The organism is Erythrobacter litoralis (assembly GCF_001719165.1).
GTDB classification, from domain to species: Bacteria; Pseudomonadota; Alphaproteobacteria; order Sphingomonadales; family Sphingomonadaceae; genus Erythrobacter; species Erythrobacter litoralis.
On the sequence record NZ_CP017057.1, the window covers coordinates 1999421 to 2015662 of the forward strand.

The 16242-nt window shown below is 65.6% G+C and carries 15 protein-coding genes; 9 read left to right on the forward strand and 6 right to left on the reverse strand.

Translation table 11 applies throughout. From position 1 onward, the window contains the following. Nucleotides 1–77: 77 nt before the first annotated feature. A complete protein-coding gene (locus Ga0102493_RS09520) occupies nucleotides 78–314 on the reverse strand; it encodes an acyl carrier protein (protein ID WP_010412439.1) in 237 nt (78 codons plus the stop codon). A 243-nt stretch (nucleotides 315–557) separates the two neighbouring features. Between Ga0102493_RS09520 and Ga0102493_RS16135 the strand changes: the two genes are divergently transcribed. Beyond that, nucleotides 558–992, forward strand: coding sequence for a DUF2383 domain-containing protein (locus tag Ga0102493_RS16135; protein WP_034900910.1), 435 nt, complete (start codon nucleotides 558–560; stop codon nucleotides 990–992). A gap of 136 nt (nucleotides 993–1128) precedes the next feature. Here Ga0102493_RS16135 and aspS read toward each other — a convergent pair whose 3' ends face one another. Continuing rightward, entirely contained in the window at nucleotides 1129–2928 is a 1800-nt protein-coding gene (gene aspS / locus Ga0102493_RS09530) for an aspartate--tRNA ligase (protein ID WP_034900909.1), read from the reverse strand. Between the two features lie 194 nt (nucleotides 2929–3122). Between aspS and rnd the strand changes: the two genes are divergently transcribed. Both rnd and Ga0102493_RS09540 read left to right on the forward strand, forming a co-directional pair. After that, a complete protein-coding gene (rnd, locus tag Ga0102493_RS09535; RefSeq protein ID WP_034901767.1) occupies nucleotides 3123–4325 on the forward strand; it encodes a ribonuclease D in 1203 nt (400 codons plus the stop codon). 31 nt (nucleotides 4326–4356) lie between these two features. Continuing rightward, nucleotides 4357–5265 carry a hydrogen peroxide-inducible genes activator gene (locus Ga0102493_RS09540; RefSeq protein ID WP_034900905.1) on the forward strand — a complete coding sequence of 303 codons (909 nt, stop codon included), beginning with the start codon at nucleotides 4357–4359 and terminating at the stop codon, nucleotides 5263–5265. A 67-nt stretch (nucleotides 5266–5332) separates the two neighbouring features. Here the strand turns inward: Ga0102493_RS09540 and Ga0102493_RS09545 are convergent, their stop codons facing one another. Then, the gene (locus tag Ga0102493_RS09545) at nucleotides 5333–6004 is read right to left on the reverse strand and encodes a Flp family type IVb pilin (RefSeq protein ID WP_069297499.1); all 672 of its coding nucleotides are present in this window, start codon (nucleotides 6002–6004) and stop codon (nucleotides 5333–5335) included. A gap of 239 nt (nucleotides 6005–6243) precedes the next feature. Between Ga0102493_RS09545 and Ga0102493_RS09550 the strand changes: the two genes are divergently transcribed. Beyond that, a complete protein-coding gene (locus Ga0102493_RS09550) occupies nucleotides 6244–7029 on the forward strand; it encodes a coiled-coil domain-containing protein (protein WP_150132449.1) in 786 nt (261 codons plus the stop codon). Between the two features lie 66 nt (nucleotides 7030–7095). Continuing rightward, entirely contained in the window at nucleotides 7096–7617 is a 522-nt protein-coding gene (locus Ga0102493_RS09555) for a hypothetical protein (protein ID WP_034900901.1), read from the forward strand. A 64-nt stretch (nucleotides 7618–7681) separates the two neighbouring features. Here Ga0102493_RS09555 and Ga0102493_RS09560 read toward each other — a convergent pair whose 3' ends face one another. Further along, nucleotides 7682–9985: a M3 family metallopeptidase gene (locus Ga0102493_RS09560; RefSeq protein WP_069297500.1), complete on the reverse strand. Its 2304-nt coding sequence runs from the start codon at nucleotides 9983–9985 to the stop codon at nucleotides 7682–7684. Between the two features lie 169 nt (nucleotides 9986–10154). Between Ga0102493_RS09560 and Ga0102493_RS09565 the strand changes: the two genes are divergently transcribed. After that, a complete protein-coding gene (locus Ga0102493_RS09565; RefSeq protein WP_051697544.1) occupies nucleotides 10155–11021 on the forward strand; it encodes a diacylglycerol kinase family protein in 867 nt (288 codons plus the stop codon). Continuing rightward, nucleotides 11018–11878 (forward strand): metallophosphoesterase family protein, encoded by an 861-nt coding sequence (locus tag Ga0102493_RS09570; protein ID WP_034900894.1) that lies wholly within the window; start codon nucleotides 11018–11020, stop codon nucleotides 11876–11878. The genes Ga0102493_RS09565 and Ga0102493_RS09570 overlap by 4 nt, the downstream gene beginning before the upstream one ends. A 73-nt stretch (nucleotides 11879–11951) precedes the next feature. Here the strand turns inward: Ga0102493_RS09570 and pgsA are convergent, their stop codons facing one another. Further along, nucleotides 11952–12560: a CDP-diacylglycerol--glycerol-3-phosphate 3-phosphatidyltransferase gene (pgsA, locus tag Ga0102493_RS09575; RefSeq protein WP_034900892.1), complete on the reverse strand. Its 609-nt coding sequence runs from the start codon at nucleotides 12558–12560 to the stop codon at nucleotides 11952–11954. A gap of 119 nt (nucleotides 12561–12679) precedes the next feature. Between pgsA and Ga0102493_RS09580 the strand changes: the two genes are divergently transcribed. Then, nucleotides 12680–14053: an MFS transporter gene (locus Ga0102493_RS09580; RefSeq protein ID WP_034900891.1), complete on the forward strand. Its 1374-nt coding sequence runs from the start codon at nucleotides 12680–12682 to the stop codon at nucleotides 14051–14053. Nucleotides 14054–14060: 7 nt separating this feature from the next. On the opposite strand, the gene Ga0102493_RS09585 is transcribed toward Ga0102493_RS09580, so the two are convergent. Beyond that, the gene (locus Ga0102493_RS09585) at nucleotides 14061–14354 is read right to left on the reverse strand and encodes a hypothetical protein (protein ID WP_034900888.1); all 294 of its coding nucleotides are present in this window, start codon (nucleotides 14352–14354) and stop codon (nucleotides 14061–14063) included. A gap of 183 nt (nucleotides 14355–14537) precedes the next feature. On the opposite strand from Ga0102493_RS09585, the gene Ga0102493_RS09590 reads away from it, so the two are divergent. Then, on the forward strand, nucleotides 14538–16208 hold the full coding sequence (locus Ga0102493_RS09590) for a thiamine pyrophosphate-dependent enzyme (RefSeq protein WP_034900887.1): 1671 nt from the start codon (nucleotides 14538–14540) through the stop codon (nucleotides 16206–16208). The last annotated feature ends 34 nt before the right edge of the window (nucleotides 16209–16242 follow it).

A 16242-nucleotide genomic window follows, 5' to 3' on the forward strand; every position in this document is an offset into this window, starting at 1 on the left:
CTGTCGATCAGCCGCGCGCGCCTCCGTAACGATGCGAAGGGCGCGCCATGCCGGGGGCATAGATCAGCCCCCCAAGGTTATCCCTTGTGTTCCTCGATATACTTGGTCGCATCGCCCACGGTCGAAATCTTCTCCGCCGCGTCATCAGGGATTTCGACGCCGAATTCTTCTTCGAAAGCCATGACTAGTTCGACGATGTCGAGGCTGTCGGCGCCCAGATCGTCGATGAAGCTCGCATCCTGGGTGACCTTGTCGGCCTCGACACCGAGATGCTCGACGACAATCTTCTGCACGCGGTCGGCAGTATCGCTCATGTGTGTCCCTCTTGTCTGGGGTTTTGCAAAAAATTCAGGCTTGGCCCTAGTCAACGCCGCGAGAGAGCGCAAGTGGTGATCGGCCATACGGCGGGAGAGCCCGGCCGCGCCCTGCCCCGCTCGGTTCGCCGCGCATCGCGCCCAGCCTGTCCCGCTGCGCGGATAGGGTTCGGCCCCGCACCGTTAAACACCCGAAAAGGCGGAGAAAAAATCTTTCCGTCAAGCGATTTTGGGAGGACGCCCATGGCGGACACACGGACATTGCAGGGGCTGACACAGGCGACCTACGACACGCTCGCGGCCTATCGCAGCGCGCATGAGGCGGCGCATACCGGCGCGCTCGAACAGACGCTCGAGAGGCGCATTTCGGAACGCACGCGCACGGTCAACCTGCTCAACGACGCGCTCGAGAAACGCGGCGGGACGCGCATCGACGATGCCAGCGCCACGGCCCAGGCGGAGGGGCTGATCCACGCGATCACCGATGCGTTCCAGGACGGCGACGAAGCCGCCGCGCACCGGATCGAGAATGCCGAGACCGAGCTTTGCGAACGTTATGACAAGGCTCTTGCGGACCAGACGCTCGACACGTCGACCCGCACGACGATCGAACGCGCCGCGCGCGAAGTGCGCGAGGGCGAAAGCTTCAGCCACGTGCTCGAACGGCAATATGGCTGAATCAAGGTGACACAATGCAGCGGGGCCAAGGCCTTGACGAGGCACAGCCGACCGTCCCGGAACAATCAGAAAGATAAAGCGAAACACCTGTTCAAAGGGCATCCGGCAGAACCGCCGGGTGCCCTTTTTCTCGCGCTCAGCCCTCCTTCGGCGTTCCCGGCTTCTGCGGAGGCTCGACCACCCGGATCGCGAGTTCGCGCAGCTGTTTCGGCTCGGCAAGGCCGGGGGCGCCCATCATCAGGTCCTCGCCCTTCTGGTTCATCGGGAAGGCGATGACCTCCCGGATTGCCTCTTCGCCAGCCAGCAGCATCACGATCCGGTCGATCCCGGGCGCAGAGCCGCCATGCGGCGGTGCGCCCAGCTTGAACGCCTCGATCATGCCGCCGAAATTCGCGTCCACGTCCTCGCGCGAATAGCCCGCGATCTCGAACGCCTTGTACATGATTTCCGGCCGATGGTTCCGGATCGCGCCCGAGGAAAGCTCATAGCCGTTGCACACGATATCGTACTGCCACGCCTTGATCGACAGCGGGTCCTCGTTTTCCAGCGCTTCCATCTCGCCCTGCGGCATCGAGAAGGGGTTGTGGCTGAAGTCGATCTTTTTCGCGTCCTCGTCCCATTCGTACATCGGAAAATCGACGATCCAGCAGAACTTGAAGCAGTCCTGTTCGATCAGGTCGAGCTGCTCGCCGACCTGCGTGCGCGCGGCGCCGGCAAGCTTGGCGGCCTCCGCCTCCTTGCCCGCGGCGAAGAACAGGCCGTCATCGGGGCCGAGGCCGAGTTCGTCATAGAGCGCCTCCATCCGGTCGGCCCCGTGGTTCTTGGCGATCGGCCCGCCGAATTCGCCGCCCTTGCGGGTGACATAGCCCAATCCGGCATAGCCTTCGGAACGCGCCCAGTTGTTCATGTCGTCGAAGAACTTGCGGCTCTTTTCCGCCGTGTTCGGCGCAGGCACGACGCGCACCACGCCGCCGCCGCCGACGATCTTCTCGAACAGGCCGAAGCCCGATTGTTCGAAATGGCTCGTCACGTCGCTGATGACCAGAGGGTTCCTGAGATCCGGCTTGTCGCTGCCGTATTTGAGCATCGCCTCGGCATAGGGGATGCGCGGGAATTCGCCCGACTTCGTCACCGTCTTGCCTTCCGCGAATTCCTCGAACGTGCCTGCCAGCACCGGCTCCAGCGCCTGGAACACGTCCTCCTGCGTCACGAAGCTCATTTCGAAATCAAGCTGGTAGAATTCGAGGCTGCGATCGGCGCGAAGGTCCTCGTCGCGGAAACACGGTGCGATCTGGAAATAGCGGTCGAAGCCTGCGACCATCATCATCTGCTTGAACATCTGCGGCGCCTGGGGAAGCGCGTAGAACCTGCCCGGATGCATGCGGCTGGGCACGAGGAAGTCGCGCGCGCCTTCGGGGCTGGAAGCGGTGAGGATCGGGGTCTGGAATTCGGTGAAGCCCTGCTCGACCATGCGCCGCCGGATGCTGGCGATGACCTTGGACCGCAGCATGATATTCGCGTGCATGGTCTCGCGCCGCAGGTCGAGAAAGCGGTATTTGAGCCTGATTTCCTCCGGGTAGTCCTGCTCGCCCGCAACCGGCATGGGCAGTTCCTCGGCCGCGCTCTGCACGGTGATGGATCGCGCGAAAACCTCGATCTCGCCGGTCGGGATGTTCCGGTTCACCGTTTCGGGTGTGCGGCTCTTCACCTCGCCGTCGATGGTGACGACCGATTCGGTGCGCAGACGTTCGAGCACCGGAAGGGCCGGCGAATCCTCGTCCGCGACGATCTGGGTGATGCCGTAATGGTCGCGCAGGTCGACGAACAGCACCCCGCCATGGTCGCGCTTTCGGTGGACCCAGCCCGACAGACGGACCGTCTCGCCGACATTCTCGGCCGAAAGCTGTGCGCAAGTGTGGGAACGATAGACGTGCATCTAAACTCTTGTCCTGTTCGAGAGTATGGCGCTAAGGGCGCGCCAGCATCTGGCGCAGGGTCGGTTACGGCCCCAAGCGGATATGCGCGCGCTAACAGGCGAAGCCCGGCTCTTTGTCAAGTCGCGCGACCTCTCCACAAGGGGACCGGCAACGGCCCGAGGGCGGCACTCCGCCCACCAACATAATGAGCGACATGAAGATACACGACCTCATCACCACCACCGAAGCCCTCGCCGAATTGTGCGAGCGGCTCGCGAAATCCGAATTCGTCGCGGTCGACACCGAATTCATGCGCGAGAACACCTATTGGCCCGAACTGTGCCTGGTGCAGATCGCGAACACCGAAGAAGCCGCCGCGATCGACCCGCTCGCCTCGGGCATCGACCTCACCCCGCTGCTCGACCTGATGTGCGACAATGACGAGGTGCTCAAGATCTTCCATGCCGGCGGGCAGGACGTCGAAATCATCGTCAACCTCACCGGCAAGACTCCCTTCCCGATCTTCGACACGCAGATCGCGATGATGGCAATCAGCCAGTCCGAACAGATCGGCTATGCCAATCTGGTCGAAACCTGGCTCAATCTCACGATCGACAAGGGCGCGCGCTTCACCGACTGGTCGCGCCGACCGCTGACCGACCGGCAGATCGAATACGCGATCGGCGACGTCACGCACCTGTCGAAGATCTTTCCCAAGATCCTGAAAAAACTGATCAAGACGCAGCGCGGCGCGTGGCTCGATGCCGAGATGGAAAAGCTCGCCGACCCGTCGAACTACCTGATCGATCCCGATGCCGCGTGGAAGCGCATCCGTTCGCCTGGGCGCAATCCGCAGGTACTCGGGCGGCTGAAGGCGCTTGCCGCCTGGCGCGAGGGCGAGGCGCAGCACAAGAACATTCCCCGCGGCCGGATCATGCGCGACGAAACGCTCGCCGACATCGCCTCGCATCCCCCGAAGAAACAGGCCGACCTTGCCAAGGTGCGCGGGCTTTCGGCCGCCTGGAAGGACAACGATATAGGCAAACGCATGCTCAAGGTCATCGCCGATGCCGAACCGCTGCCCAAGGAAGAGATGCCCGAGAAGATGAAGCGCGGCGCGCCGCTGGGCCGCGAAGGCGCGCTGGTGGCGGACCTGCTCAAGCTGCTGCTGAAGATCCGCGCCCGCGAGATCGACGTCGCGGCGCGCCTCCTGACCCGCGCGGAGGAGATGGAAGCGCTCGCCGCCGGAGTGCGCGATCTCAATGTGCTCAAGGGCTGGCGCTACGAGGTGTTCGGCAAGGACGCGCTCGACCTCGTCGAGGGCAAGCTCGCCTTCGCGGTCGAGAAGGGCAAGCTCAAGATGACCCATATCGACGAGATGCGCTCCGCCATGGAAGACCGGCTGGCGGCGGAATGAGCGGGCTCCGCCCCGCCCGGAGGATGGGCACATGAGCACCTATCTGCCGACGATCAAGCAGCTGCAATATCTGGTTGCGCTCCACGAACACGGCCATTTCGGGCGCGCGGCCGAGAGCGTTTTCGTCTCGCAATCGACCCTGTCGGCGGGCGTGCGCGAATTGGAATCGCTGCTGGGGGTGACGCTGGTCGAACGTTCGCGGCGGGTGGTGCGGTTCACGGCGCTGGGCGAACAGGTGGTGGCGAAGGCGAACCGGCTGCTGCGCGAGGCGGAGGAACTGTCCGATCTCGTCCAGGCCGCGGGCAAGCCGCTTTCGGGCCAGCTTCGCATGAGCGTCATTCCGACGATCGCGCCCTTCATCCTTCCGCGCCTGCTGCCGCGCCTCAGGAAGGAACGGCCCGAACTCCAGCTGATGCTGCGCGAAGAGACGAGCCAGGACGCGATCGAGAGCCTCCAGCACGGACGGTCGGACTGCGTCCTGCTCGCGCTTCCCTTCGACACCGGCGATGTCGAAATCGAACATATCGCCGACGACCGGCTCTATGTCGCCTTTCCCAAGGACGACCCGCGTGATCCCCCGCGCGAAGTCTCGCCCGAAATGATCGAGCCCGCGATCCAGGGAGGAAGGCTGCTGCTGCTCGAGGACGGTCACTGCCTGCGCGAACACGCGCTGGCCGCCTGCAACCGGTCCGAACTGCGCGCCAGCGCGAGCATGATCGGCACCAGCCTGCACACGCTCGTCCAGATGGTCGACAACGATCTCGGACTTACATTGCTGCCCGAAATGGCGATCGAGGCGGGGATTCTCGCCGGGACCGAGGTCGTCGCGCGCCCGATCGAGGGCAACAGCGCAAAACGCGAGATCGCGCTGGTGTGGCGCAAGAATTCCCCGCGCGAGGCGGATTTCAGGCTGCTGGCCGAGGAATTGCGCGCCGGCTGAAACCGGAAACTGGCCTCCGGGCGCCGCGCCCGGGAAGGTGGGTCAGGCTAGGCGCCCCGGGACGGGCTTACTTGCACTTGCCCCTGCCCTTACCCTTGCCCTTGCCGTTGCCCTTGCAATCGTCATCATCATCGTCGTCGTCGCGATCATCGTCGTCATCATCGCGATCATCGTCGTCGTCGCGATCGTCGTCGTCATCATCGTCATCATCCGGACCGCTATTGCCGCCGCCGCCGCCCCGGCCGCTGTCGCCGGAACCGCTGCCGCCCGAACCGCCCTGCGAGCCACCGCCCGAACCGCTGCCGGAGCCGTCGTCCGAGCCGTCGTCCGAGCCGTCGCCCTCCGAATCGCTGGAATCGCCGCCGGAATCGCCGCTGCTGCCGCCGCCGCCACGATCATCGTCATCGCCTGAATTGTCCGCGCCGCTGTCGCCGCCGCCCGAACCGGCGCCGCCAGAGCCCCCACCGCCCGAACCGCCGCCGCCCGAACCACCGCCTACACTGCCGCCGTCGTCCGAACTGCCGCCGTCTCCGAAATCCGAATTCCCCGATTCACCGCCATTCGCGCTTCCGCCGGGCTCCATGTTCGCTCCGACATCGCTGAAGGTTGCCGAAGTCTCGTCGCCAAGCGCAATCAACGCGCCCATCGAACTCGCCGCGATCAGCGAGATGAACAAGCCGTATTCCATCGCGGTCGCGCCGGAGGAATCTCGAAGGAATTTGCTGACACTCTTTACCATTGGCTTTCCCTGTTTTCAGGGACGCGTCCTGCACAGAAGAAATAAACAATTTACGAATCCGCGCCCGCGGAGCCGGGAAATTCGCCATGAGCGAGCAAAGTCGACGCCGAATCGCGCCCGCCTACGCAAAACCCCCTGCCCCATCCAAACCGCGCGGAAATGATGAATCGCGCATTAGCCATGTCGAGCCCACCGCCCGCGACCCCATGGGACATGGGCACGGCAACAAGGGAACGAACATGCGCAATTTCAGGCTTTCCTCCTTCGTCGACCGATCGCGGCCCGTTCCCGCCGACCGCAAAATGGCCGATACCGGCAGGACCAGTCCTGAGCCCGCACGATCAGGAACCGAAGCGCACGGCCCCTACACCCCGCCCCGGGCCGAACAGGCCGAGGCGCTGCGCGGCAATCTCGACGAGGTGCTCGGCAGCCTCAGCCATGCCCGCGCCGATGCCGAAGCGCTCGCCCGGATCATCGCCGAGCTGGAAGCCGAAGCGGGCCGGGTTCCCGGCCTCATCGAGGACCGCCGCGAACTTGGCCGCAAGCTCGACGAACGCGCCGGAGAGATCGCCGCGCTCGATGCGCGCGCGGAGGAACTCGCCCGCGACCTTGCCCGCGCGCGCGAGGAATCGGCGCAGGTCCAGCGTCAGCTCGACTCGGCAATGCGCGAACCCGCCGACCTCCACCGCGCGAACGAGGAGGGCAAGGAACGCCTGCGCGCTTCGGCCGAAACGATCGGGCAGCTCGAACGCGAAGCCGAACGCACTGCCGACGCGCGCGAGAAATCCGAGCGCGAGATCGCGACCCTGCGCGGCGCGCTGGCCGAACGCGACCGCGCGCTCGACGAGGCGCGCGATGCGATGAACGAACTGCGCGTTGCCGCCAAGCGCGATGCCCAGCGGATCGCCGAGATCGAAGAAAGCCATTCGAGGCAGCAAGCCCGCATTTGCGACCTCACCGCCCGGCTCGCCGCCGCGAATCGCCGCCATGACGAACTGGAGGAGGCGCATGACGCCCTACGCTAGGAACACCGCATCCTCGAGACCGCCCGCGCCGATCTCGAAATCGCGTTCGAGACGAAAGCCTATGCGTTGACGAACGCGCTGGAGCAGGAGCGCAGCGGACACGCGATCTCGCGCCGGCTGCTCGATGAAATGCGCCAGACCAATCGCGCGCTTTCGGAAGAGAACCGCAATCTCAAGGACCAGTCGGTCGCGATGGCGCGCGATGCCGAGCAGATGAAGCACGAACTCGGCTCCACCCGCACCATGATACGCGACTATGGCGACCGGCTGGGCGAGGTGAACCGGCGCTTTGCCGCGACGCAGGACGAATGCTCACGCCTCGAAAGCGCGCTAGCCGAAGCGCGCAAGGAAAGCCGCGCGCTCGCCCGCAAGGTCGAACGCCTGACCCGGGCCGAGCGCGAGAACGACGAATTGCACGACAAGATCAGGGGCCTGCAGGACAGCCTCGACCACCGCCGCGCCGCAGGAGGGCACGGCGCCGACGCGCCGATCGTGCTCGACGCCCATCGCCGCGAGAGCGCGGCGCGCATCGGATCATCGGCCGAGGCGCACGGCCCCGCTCAGGTCGCACAGATCCGCTCGCACTGACCGTTCTGAACAAGCGGCCTCCCCCGGGCGCACCGGGCGCCGCGCGGGAGCGCTCGCGCGGCCCTTACGAGCCTTCGACGCTGCGCGGCGGGAGCCTGCCGTCTGAAGCCTCGCTGTCCGCAGCTTCGTCGCCCGAAACCAGCCCGCGCGCCTCCAGCATTGGCTGCACGTCCGGCTGCCGCCCGGCGAAGTTCTCGTACATCTCGAAATAGTCCATCGTCCCGCCCCGGCTGAGCACGGTGTCGCGATAATGCTCGCCGTTTGCGCGGGTCAGCCCCCCATTCCCGCGGAACCATTGACGGCTGTCGCGGTCGAGCATCTCGGTCCACAGATAGCTGTAATAGCCTGCCGAATAGCCTGCGGGGCTGGAGAAGATGTGGTTGAAATAGGTCGACCGATATCGCGGCGGCACGAGGTCGATTTCAAGCCCGAGTTCCTCCAGCGACCTGCGTTCGAAGGCCGTGACCTTTTCCGGCGTGTCGATCGCGGCGGCTTCCCCGGGCGAGAGCGCGGCCCATTTCATGTCGAGCAGCGCTGCCTCGACCACTTCGCCGAAATCGTAGCCCTGGTTGAATTTCGAGGCTTCCTCGATCTTCTCGACCATGGCCATCGGGATCGTCTCGCCGGTTTCGTAATGCTTGGCGTAGTTGCGCAGCACTTCGGGGTCGGTCGCCCACATTTCATGGACCTGGCTCGGATATTCGACGAAATCGCGCGCGGTCGCCGTGCCCGAGAGGCTTTCGTATTTCTGGTCAGCGAACAGGCCGTGCAGCGCGTGGCCGAATTCGTGGAACATGGTGTTGACGTCGTCAAAGCTGACCAGTTGTACCTCGCCCGCGCTCGCCTTGGGGATGTTGAGCACGTTGTATATGACCGGCTTCGTCCCCCACAGATGGCTCTGGGAAACGAAATTGCTCATCCACGCGCCGCCACGCTTGGAGGGGCGCTGATAAGGGTCGAAATAGAACAGGCCGAGTTCGGACCCGTCCTTCTCGAAGACGGTGTAGACCCACACGTCGGGGTGGTAGACCGGGATGTCGTTGCGGCGTTCGAAGGACAGGCCGTAAAGCCTGTTCGCCATGTAGAACACGCCGTCTACCAGGACCTTGTCGATCTGGAAATATTCCGCGACCGCGTCCTCATCGAGGTCGTAACGATCGGCCTTCACCTTGTTGGCATAGCGATACCAGTCCCACGGCTGGACCTCGAAATTGCCGCCTTCGGCCGCAATCGCATCGTTCAGCATAGCCGCCTCGCGCCGCTGGGTCGCGGCGAGTGCGGGGACCATCTGCTCCATGAAGCCGAGCGCGGTCGCGGGGGCCTTCGCCATGCGGTCGTACATGGTGTAGCTGGCCCAGTCCTGCTCGCCGAAAAGCGCCGCCTTTTCAGCGCGCAGCGTGGCGATCTTCGCAAGCAGCATGCGCGTGTCGTATTCCGGGTTCGTCCCGTCGGCGCGGTGGTAGCTGCGCATGAACAGCGCCTCGCGCGTCGCCCGGTTCTCGAGCGTGGGCAGCAGCGGCTGCTGCGTCGTGTTCTGGAGCGCGATGGCGTATTTGCCCTCCATCCCTTTTTCGGCGGCGAGTTCGGCGGCGGCGCGGATATCGGCATCCGACAGCCCGGCGAGCTCTTCCGGCGTGTCGACGATCAGCGGCTGATCGTTGGTCGCATTGCGCAGGGTCTGGCCGAATTCGGTCGTCAGCGTCGACAATTCGGTGTTGACCGCCTTCACCCGCTCGCGCTCGGCATCGGTCAGCAGTGCGCCGGCATGGACCATGCTGTCATAGGTTTCTTCCAGAAGCTTGGCGTCTTCCGGCGTCATCGTCATGCTGGCGCGGGCATCGTAGACCGCCTTCACCCGGGCGAAGAGGTCGGGATCGAGATTGATCGAATCGTAATGCGCCGAAAGCTTGGGGCTGATCTCGGTGTTGATCTCATCCAGCCGGTCGGTCGTGTTCGAACCCGTCAGCGCAAAGAAGACCGCCGAGACGCGGCCGAGCATCCGGCCCGATTTCTCGAGCGCGACGATGGTGTTCTCGAAGGTCGGCGGAGCGGGATTGTCGATGATCGCGCGGACTTCGGCCTGCTGGATCGCCATGCCCTGCTCGAACGCGGGGAGATAGTCGTCCTCGGATATCTTCGTGAAATCCGGTGCGAGGAAAGGCAGCGTGCTGTCGCTCGCGAAATAGCCGGTGCCCTCGGGAATCGCGCTTGCGGAGGTCGCGGCGGCGGCGGAGGAAGCGGCGGGGCTGGCAGCGGTCTCGGTCATGCTCTCGCTCATCGTCTCTCCGGATGTTGCAAGCGCGCTGCCGGCAGCCAGCGCGGCGAAGGAAACAGTCGTCAGAACCGGGGCCAGAATGCGGGCCTTCATAAAATTCTCTCTCTTTTGCGGGTCTTGCGGGCGCTCGGCAAAGCCTCGGCCCACGGATGTGATGCACCTTGTAACCGGCGCGACTTGAACAGGGGATTGCCGGAAATTGCAAGACGGCCTCCAGTTGCCCCCGCCCGGAACGCGGCGGCGCGCGGTGCGTCCTTAAGGCATGGACCAGCGCATTCCTCCCCTCCTCCTCGTCAACAGCGCGAGCGGCAGCTACAGCGAGGAAGCAGTCGCCGAGGTGCGCGCGGCGCTGGGCCGGGGCGACGGGGCGAGCGTGCGGACCCTCGATTGTCGTTCGGACGAACTGCCCGGCCGCGCCGGGCTGGAACGGGCGGGCACCGCCCTGCTCGCGGTCTTCGCGGGCGACGGGACGATCTCGCGCCATCTCGTCCGACTCGAAGCCGAAGGCTGGCAGGGCGCGGTCCTGCCGCTTCCGGGCGGCACGCAGAACCTTCTGGCGACCGCCATGTTCGGCGCGCTTGGTGCGACCGAAATCGCGGCGAAGAGCGCGGACGGGCAATTGGTCGAGACGCGCCGCCACTGTATGCGCTGCGCCGGTCACACCGCGCTCGCCGAAATCCTGTGTGGCCCCGGTGCGCGCTGGGCCGACGTGCGCGAGGACATGCGCGCACGTGAAATGGGCGAGGCGGCAGCGAAATCGATCGACATCACGCGCGAAGCGGCGAGCGGGGCGCTGGTGCGCCTCGTCGATCCGCCGGCGGGCCGCGAGGAAGGCTATCCCGGCCTCCATTTCGCCCTATCCGAAGGCGGTTGCGACGGGGCGATGACGACCCGTGGCTACCGGATGGAAAATCTCGGCGACTGGGTGCGGCAGGGCTGGGCGATGGCGACGCGCGACTTTCGCGAAGGGCCTTTCGACGAACTGGGCACTGCGGACCATGCCCGCATCATGGCGGTCGAAGGCGGCGAGATCGACCTGATGATCGACGGCGAGACCGCACGCGCAGGCGCGCGGATCGATATCGCGCGCGAACCTTTCGACCTCACCTTCATGGGACTTCCCGCATGAGCGAGAAAAACCGCCTTCTCTTCCACCTCTCCGACATCCATTTCGGGCTCGAGGACAACATTGCGCTCGACTGGGTGAAACAGGAAATCGCCGAACGCCGCCCCGATGCGGTGGCGATCACCGGCGACCTGACGATGCGCGCGCGGCACCGCGAATTCAACGCCGCGATCCACTGGATCACCAAGCTCGACGTGCCGGTGACGGTCGAAGTCGGCAATCACGACATGCCCTATTTCAACCCGCTCGAACGGTTCCTCAATCCCTACAAGCGCTTCAAGGGCATGGCCGCGCTGATCGAGAAGGAAATCGATCTCGGCGAGCTCGTCATCGTGCCGTTGAAGACCGCGGTGCGCGCCCAGCCGCGGTTCAACTGGTCGAAAGGCTGGGTGACGGACCGCGCGCTCGACAAATGCCTGAAAACACTCGATGCCCTGCCCGAAGGCTGCCGCGCGCTGGTCTCGGTGCATCATCCCCTGCGCGAGGTCGGAACCGAAGGCACCGCGCTTACCAAGCATGGCGGCAAGGCCCTGGCCGAACTCGCCCGCCGCCCGGTCGAGGCGGTCATCAGCGGCCATGTCCACGACCCCTTCGACATCATGGAGGAAACCACCGAAGGACCGGTGCGCATGATCGGCGCGGGCACGCTGTCGAAACGCACCCGGTCGACCCCGCCCTCCTTCAACGAGATCCAATGGGACGGGGAGAACCTGTCGGTGCGCGCGCGCAATCTCGAAGAAGTGCGCACGCGCGACATGCAGATCGACGATGTGCCCGAGGACGCGACCCCGCCGCGCGACCCGGGCGACCCGGTCGCGCCGGTGCGGCAGGTCCCGCGGGTCGATCCGCCGGTGCGATAGGGCGCGCAGCCCAATGCGGCGCCGTTCCGCCGAGCGCCATGGTCATCGCTGCAACCGCGATAGGACCGACCGGTCAGTCCATGTGCCGCAGCCCGACGCGCAGGTAATCCCACCCCGTCACCAGCGTCAGCACCGCGGCCAGCCACAGGGTCGTGAGGCCAACCACGTGGAGCCAGCTTTCCGCGAAGGTCTTGCAGCCCTCGCCCATCGCCTGGCACGGCTGGCCGTGCAGCGCTCCGCCAAGGATCAGCGCGGCGAGGCTGACGAGCTGGAACGCGGTCTTCCACTTGGCGAGCCGCGAGACGGGGACCGAGACCTGCAATCCACCGAGAAATTCCCTCAGGCCCGACACGGCGATCTCCCGCACGAGGATGATGAGCCCGGCGATGACGTGGAAATCGCCCACATAGGGCCCCCTGAGGAATCCCTGCGCGGTCAGGATCAGGACGACTGCGGCGACCATGATCTTGTCCGCGATCGGATCGAGAAACGTGCCCAGTTTCGACACCGTCCCCTGCGCGCGGGCAAGATAGCCGTCGAGGTAATCGGTCAGCGCGATCAGGCAGTAGAGGAAGAAGCCGATCAGATATCCCAGCGCCCAGTCCGGCCACCACAGGAAGAAGCCCAGGAGCGGGACCGCGAAGATCCGCGAAAGCGTGAGGATATTGGGCAGTGTCAGCATGGCTACCCAGGGCCTTAGCGCGGCGCGCGGCCAGGCAAAAGGCGAAAGGGCGCTCTTGTGAACCGATGCCGTTTCGCTATGGGGGGCGTCGAGGGAAGGACATCTCCCGCGCCATACGCATGACGACAGCCACGCATCTCCTGCGCACCAGGCGCTTTTTCCCGATGTTCGCGACGCAGTTCCTCAATGCGTTCAACGACAATCTCTACAAGACAACGATGCTGCTTTTCGTCGTCTATGCGGTCTACAACGACCCCGAAACCGAAACGCTGTTCAGCGCGATCGCATCGGCGGTGTTCATCCTGCCCTTCGTCGTCATCTCCGGCATTTCCGGCCAGCTTGCCGACATGCGGTGCAAGGCGCGGATCATCCGCACGGTCAAACTGTGCGAGATCGGCATCATGAGCCTCGGCGCGCTCGGGCTCTACATGGCGTGGAGCGGGTGGGACCTGGCAATCGTCGCGCCGCTCGGGATCCTGACGATCGACACGACGCTGTCGATCATCGTCCTGCTGTTCGTCCTGCTGCTTGCCGGGTGTCAGTCGACCTTCCTTGCGCCGATCAAATACGCGATCCTGCCGCAGCACCTGCGCCGCGAGGAAGTGCTCGCCGGGACCGGCCTCGTCGAGGCGGGGACCTATGTCGCGATCCTGCTCGGCACGATTCTCGCCGGCCCGCTCGCGGTGGACCACACCGAATGGGCGGCGGGCGGCATCGTGCTGACGGCGATCGTCGGCTACACGGTCAGCCGGCAGGTCCCCGATGCGCCCGCGCAGGGAATGATCGAGCCGATCGACTGGAACCTCTGGCGTTCCTCCACCCGCATCATTCGCGAATCGATGGAAGACCGCCCGATCTGGTACGCGATCGTCGCGATCAGCTTCTTCTGGACCATCGGCGCGGTGCTGTTCATCCAGTTTCCGCCGCTTGCCAAGAACACGCTGGCCGCCAGTCCCGAAGTCGCGAGCCTGTTCCTCGTCATGTTCTCGATCGGCATCGCGCTGGGATCGGTCAGCATCAACGCGCTGCTGAAAGGCGCGGTCTCGGCCCGTTTCGCACCGGTCAGCGTCGTGCTGATGGGCGGCTGCGTGATCGCCTTCTACTTGCTGGTGAAGAACTGGAACGGCACGGGCGATGCCGGGCTTCTCGGAATAACCGCCTTCCTCGCCCAGCCGATGGCGGCGGCGCTCCTGCTCGCCCTGCTCGGTATCGCGGTGATGGGCGGCATGTTCGTCGTCCCGCTCTACGCATTTCTCACCACGCGGGTCGCGGGCGAAAAGGCGGCGCGGGTGATCGCGGCCAACAACATCGTCAATTCGGCCGCCATGGTCGGCGGGTCGCTGCTGTCGGTGGGGCTGACGGCCCTGGGCGTTCAAGCGGTCGAACAGGTCCTGCTGGCCGCCGGGATGAGCCTGATATCGGCCTGGCTCGGCAGGGTGCTCTACAAGGTCGAGCGCGAGGAAATGACCGGCGCGGCAGGGCTGGCCGGGTGACGGATCGCTACAGGATGAAAGCGAGCACCGCCGCGGTCACCGTCAGATAGGTGCTCGCAAACCCGCGAACGTCGTCGCGGGTCAGCGCCCACAGGCTCTCGGCCGGAATGTCGATCAGATCGGCGCAGACATGCGGCGGAAGGCTCGCGCGGTAGGGATGGCGGGCGCTTTCGTCGGTGAGGACGAGCGCGCGGCGACCCTTTGCCCCGCGCCCCGTTACCCGATGCCGCGACCGCACTTCCTCGTCGTCCCGGTGCTGCGGGACACAGACGAGGTCGGCGGTTAGGCGCGCATAGGGCATGGCAATGGTGTTAAGACTTTCTTAACGCCCTGTCACACCCTTCGCCCCGGTTGTTGCACAGTGGGACACTTGCCCGGGGCAGCGGGACGATCGGCACAATTGCAGGGTGGCCGCGCGCGGGGTAAGCGCGCATCCGGTAGACAGGGGGCCTCAACCAGAGGGGCGAGAGGAGAGGGAAAGGCCATGGCCGAGACGACGAAGCGTGCAGCGAACCTGCTGGTCGAATGCCTTGCCGAACAGGGCACCGACCGGATCTTCACCGTGCCCGGGGAAAGCTTTCTCGCGGTGCTCGACGCGCTCCACGGGGGGACGCAGATCGATACCGTCACCTGCCGGCAGGAAGGCGGCGCTGCCTTCATGGCCTGCGCCGACGGGGCGCTTACCGGGCGGCCGGGCGTCGCCTTCGTCACCCGCGGACCCGGCGCGACCAATGCCAGCATCGGCGTTCATGTCGCGCACCAGGATTCGCAGCCCATGGTGCTGTTCGTCGGCGATGTCGCACGACCCATGCAGGGGCGCGAAGGCTTTCAGGAGGTCGATTTTCCCGCCTTCTTCGCGCCGATTTCCAAATGGGCCGCGCGGATCGACGATCCTTCGCGCATTCCCGAATATGTCGCGCGCGCCTTTTCGGTCGCGATCAGCGGGCGGCCCGGCCCGGCCGTCCTGGCCCTGCCCGAGGACATGCTGTGCGAGGATGTTTCCGCCCGGCATTCGCCCCGCCCCCGCGTCGAGCGCCCGACGCAGGCCGCCTGTCCCGACGCGATGCAGGCGCTGCTCGCGCTGCTGGCGGATGCCGCGTCCCCGGTGGCGATCGTCGGCGGGGCGGGCTGGAACCGCAAGGCGCGCCATCATTTCCAGGCCTTTGCCGAACGCATCGGCCTGCCGGTCGCGACCGCTTTCAGACGGCAGGACGCGATTCCCGCAAGCTCGCCGGTCTATGCCGGGTCGCTGGGCTATGGCCCCAATCCCAAGCTGGTCGAACGGGTGCGCAATGCCGACCTCATCCTCGCCGTGGGAGCGCGACTGGGCGAGGCGACCACCGAGGGCTACAGCGTGCCCACGCCCGATCATCCCGGGCAGGTGCTGATCCACGTCCATCCCGACCCTGAGGAGCTGGGCCGGGTCTATCGCACCGATCTTGCGCTGTGCTGCGCGATGGACGAATTCGCCGAAGCCGCCGCCCTTTGGGAAGACGGTGCGATCATCCCCTTCGATGCGGGCGCTGCGGCAAATCGCGAATGGCGTGAATGGGCGACGCATGAACCGAACGACAAGGCGCCCGCGCTGGACCTTGCGGCCTGCGTCACGCTGATGCGCGAATCGCTCCCGCATGAAACGATACTCGCCAACGGGGCGGGCAATTTCGCCGGGTGGTTCCATCGCTACTGGCGTTACGAGGGCTATCCCGCGCAGCTCGCACCGACTTGCGGAGCGATGGGCTATGGCGTCCCCGCCGGCATCGCCGCCGCGCTGCGCCACCCCGAACGCCCGGTGGTCGCGGTGGCCGGCGACGGGGATTTCCTGATGAACGGGCAGGAACTCGCAAGCGCCGCGCAGGCGGGTGCTAACCTCCTCGTCGTGGTCGTCGACAACGGCGCCTACGGGACGATCAGGATGCACCAGGAACGCGAATATCCCGGCCGCGTATCGGCGACAGAGCTTGCCAATCCCGATTTCGCAGCGCTCGCCGAAGCGTTCGGCGCATGGGCCGCGCGGGCCGAGACGACGGAGGAATTCGCCGCTGCCTTCGCCGAATCCGGAAAGCGCGAAGGCGTGCGGCTCATCCACGCGGTGACCGAAATCGAACAGCTCGCCGCAAGCGGGGCTACGGTAAGCTCGCTCAGGAACCGCTAGCGCACGCGAAAGGGGCCGCCTCCGAAATACGGGA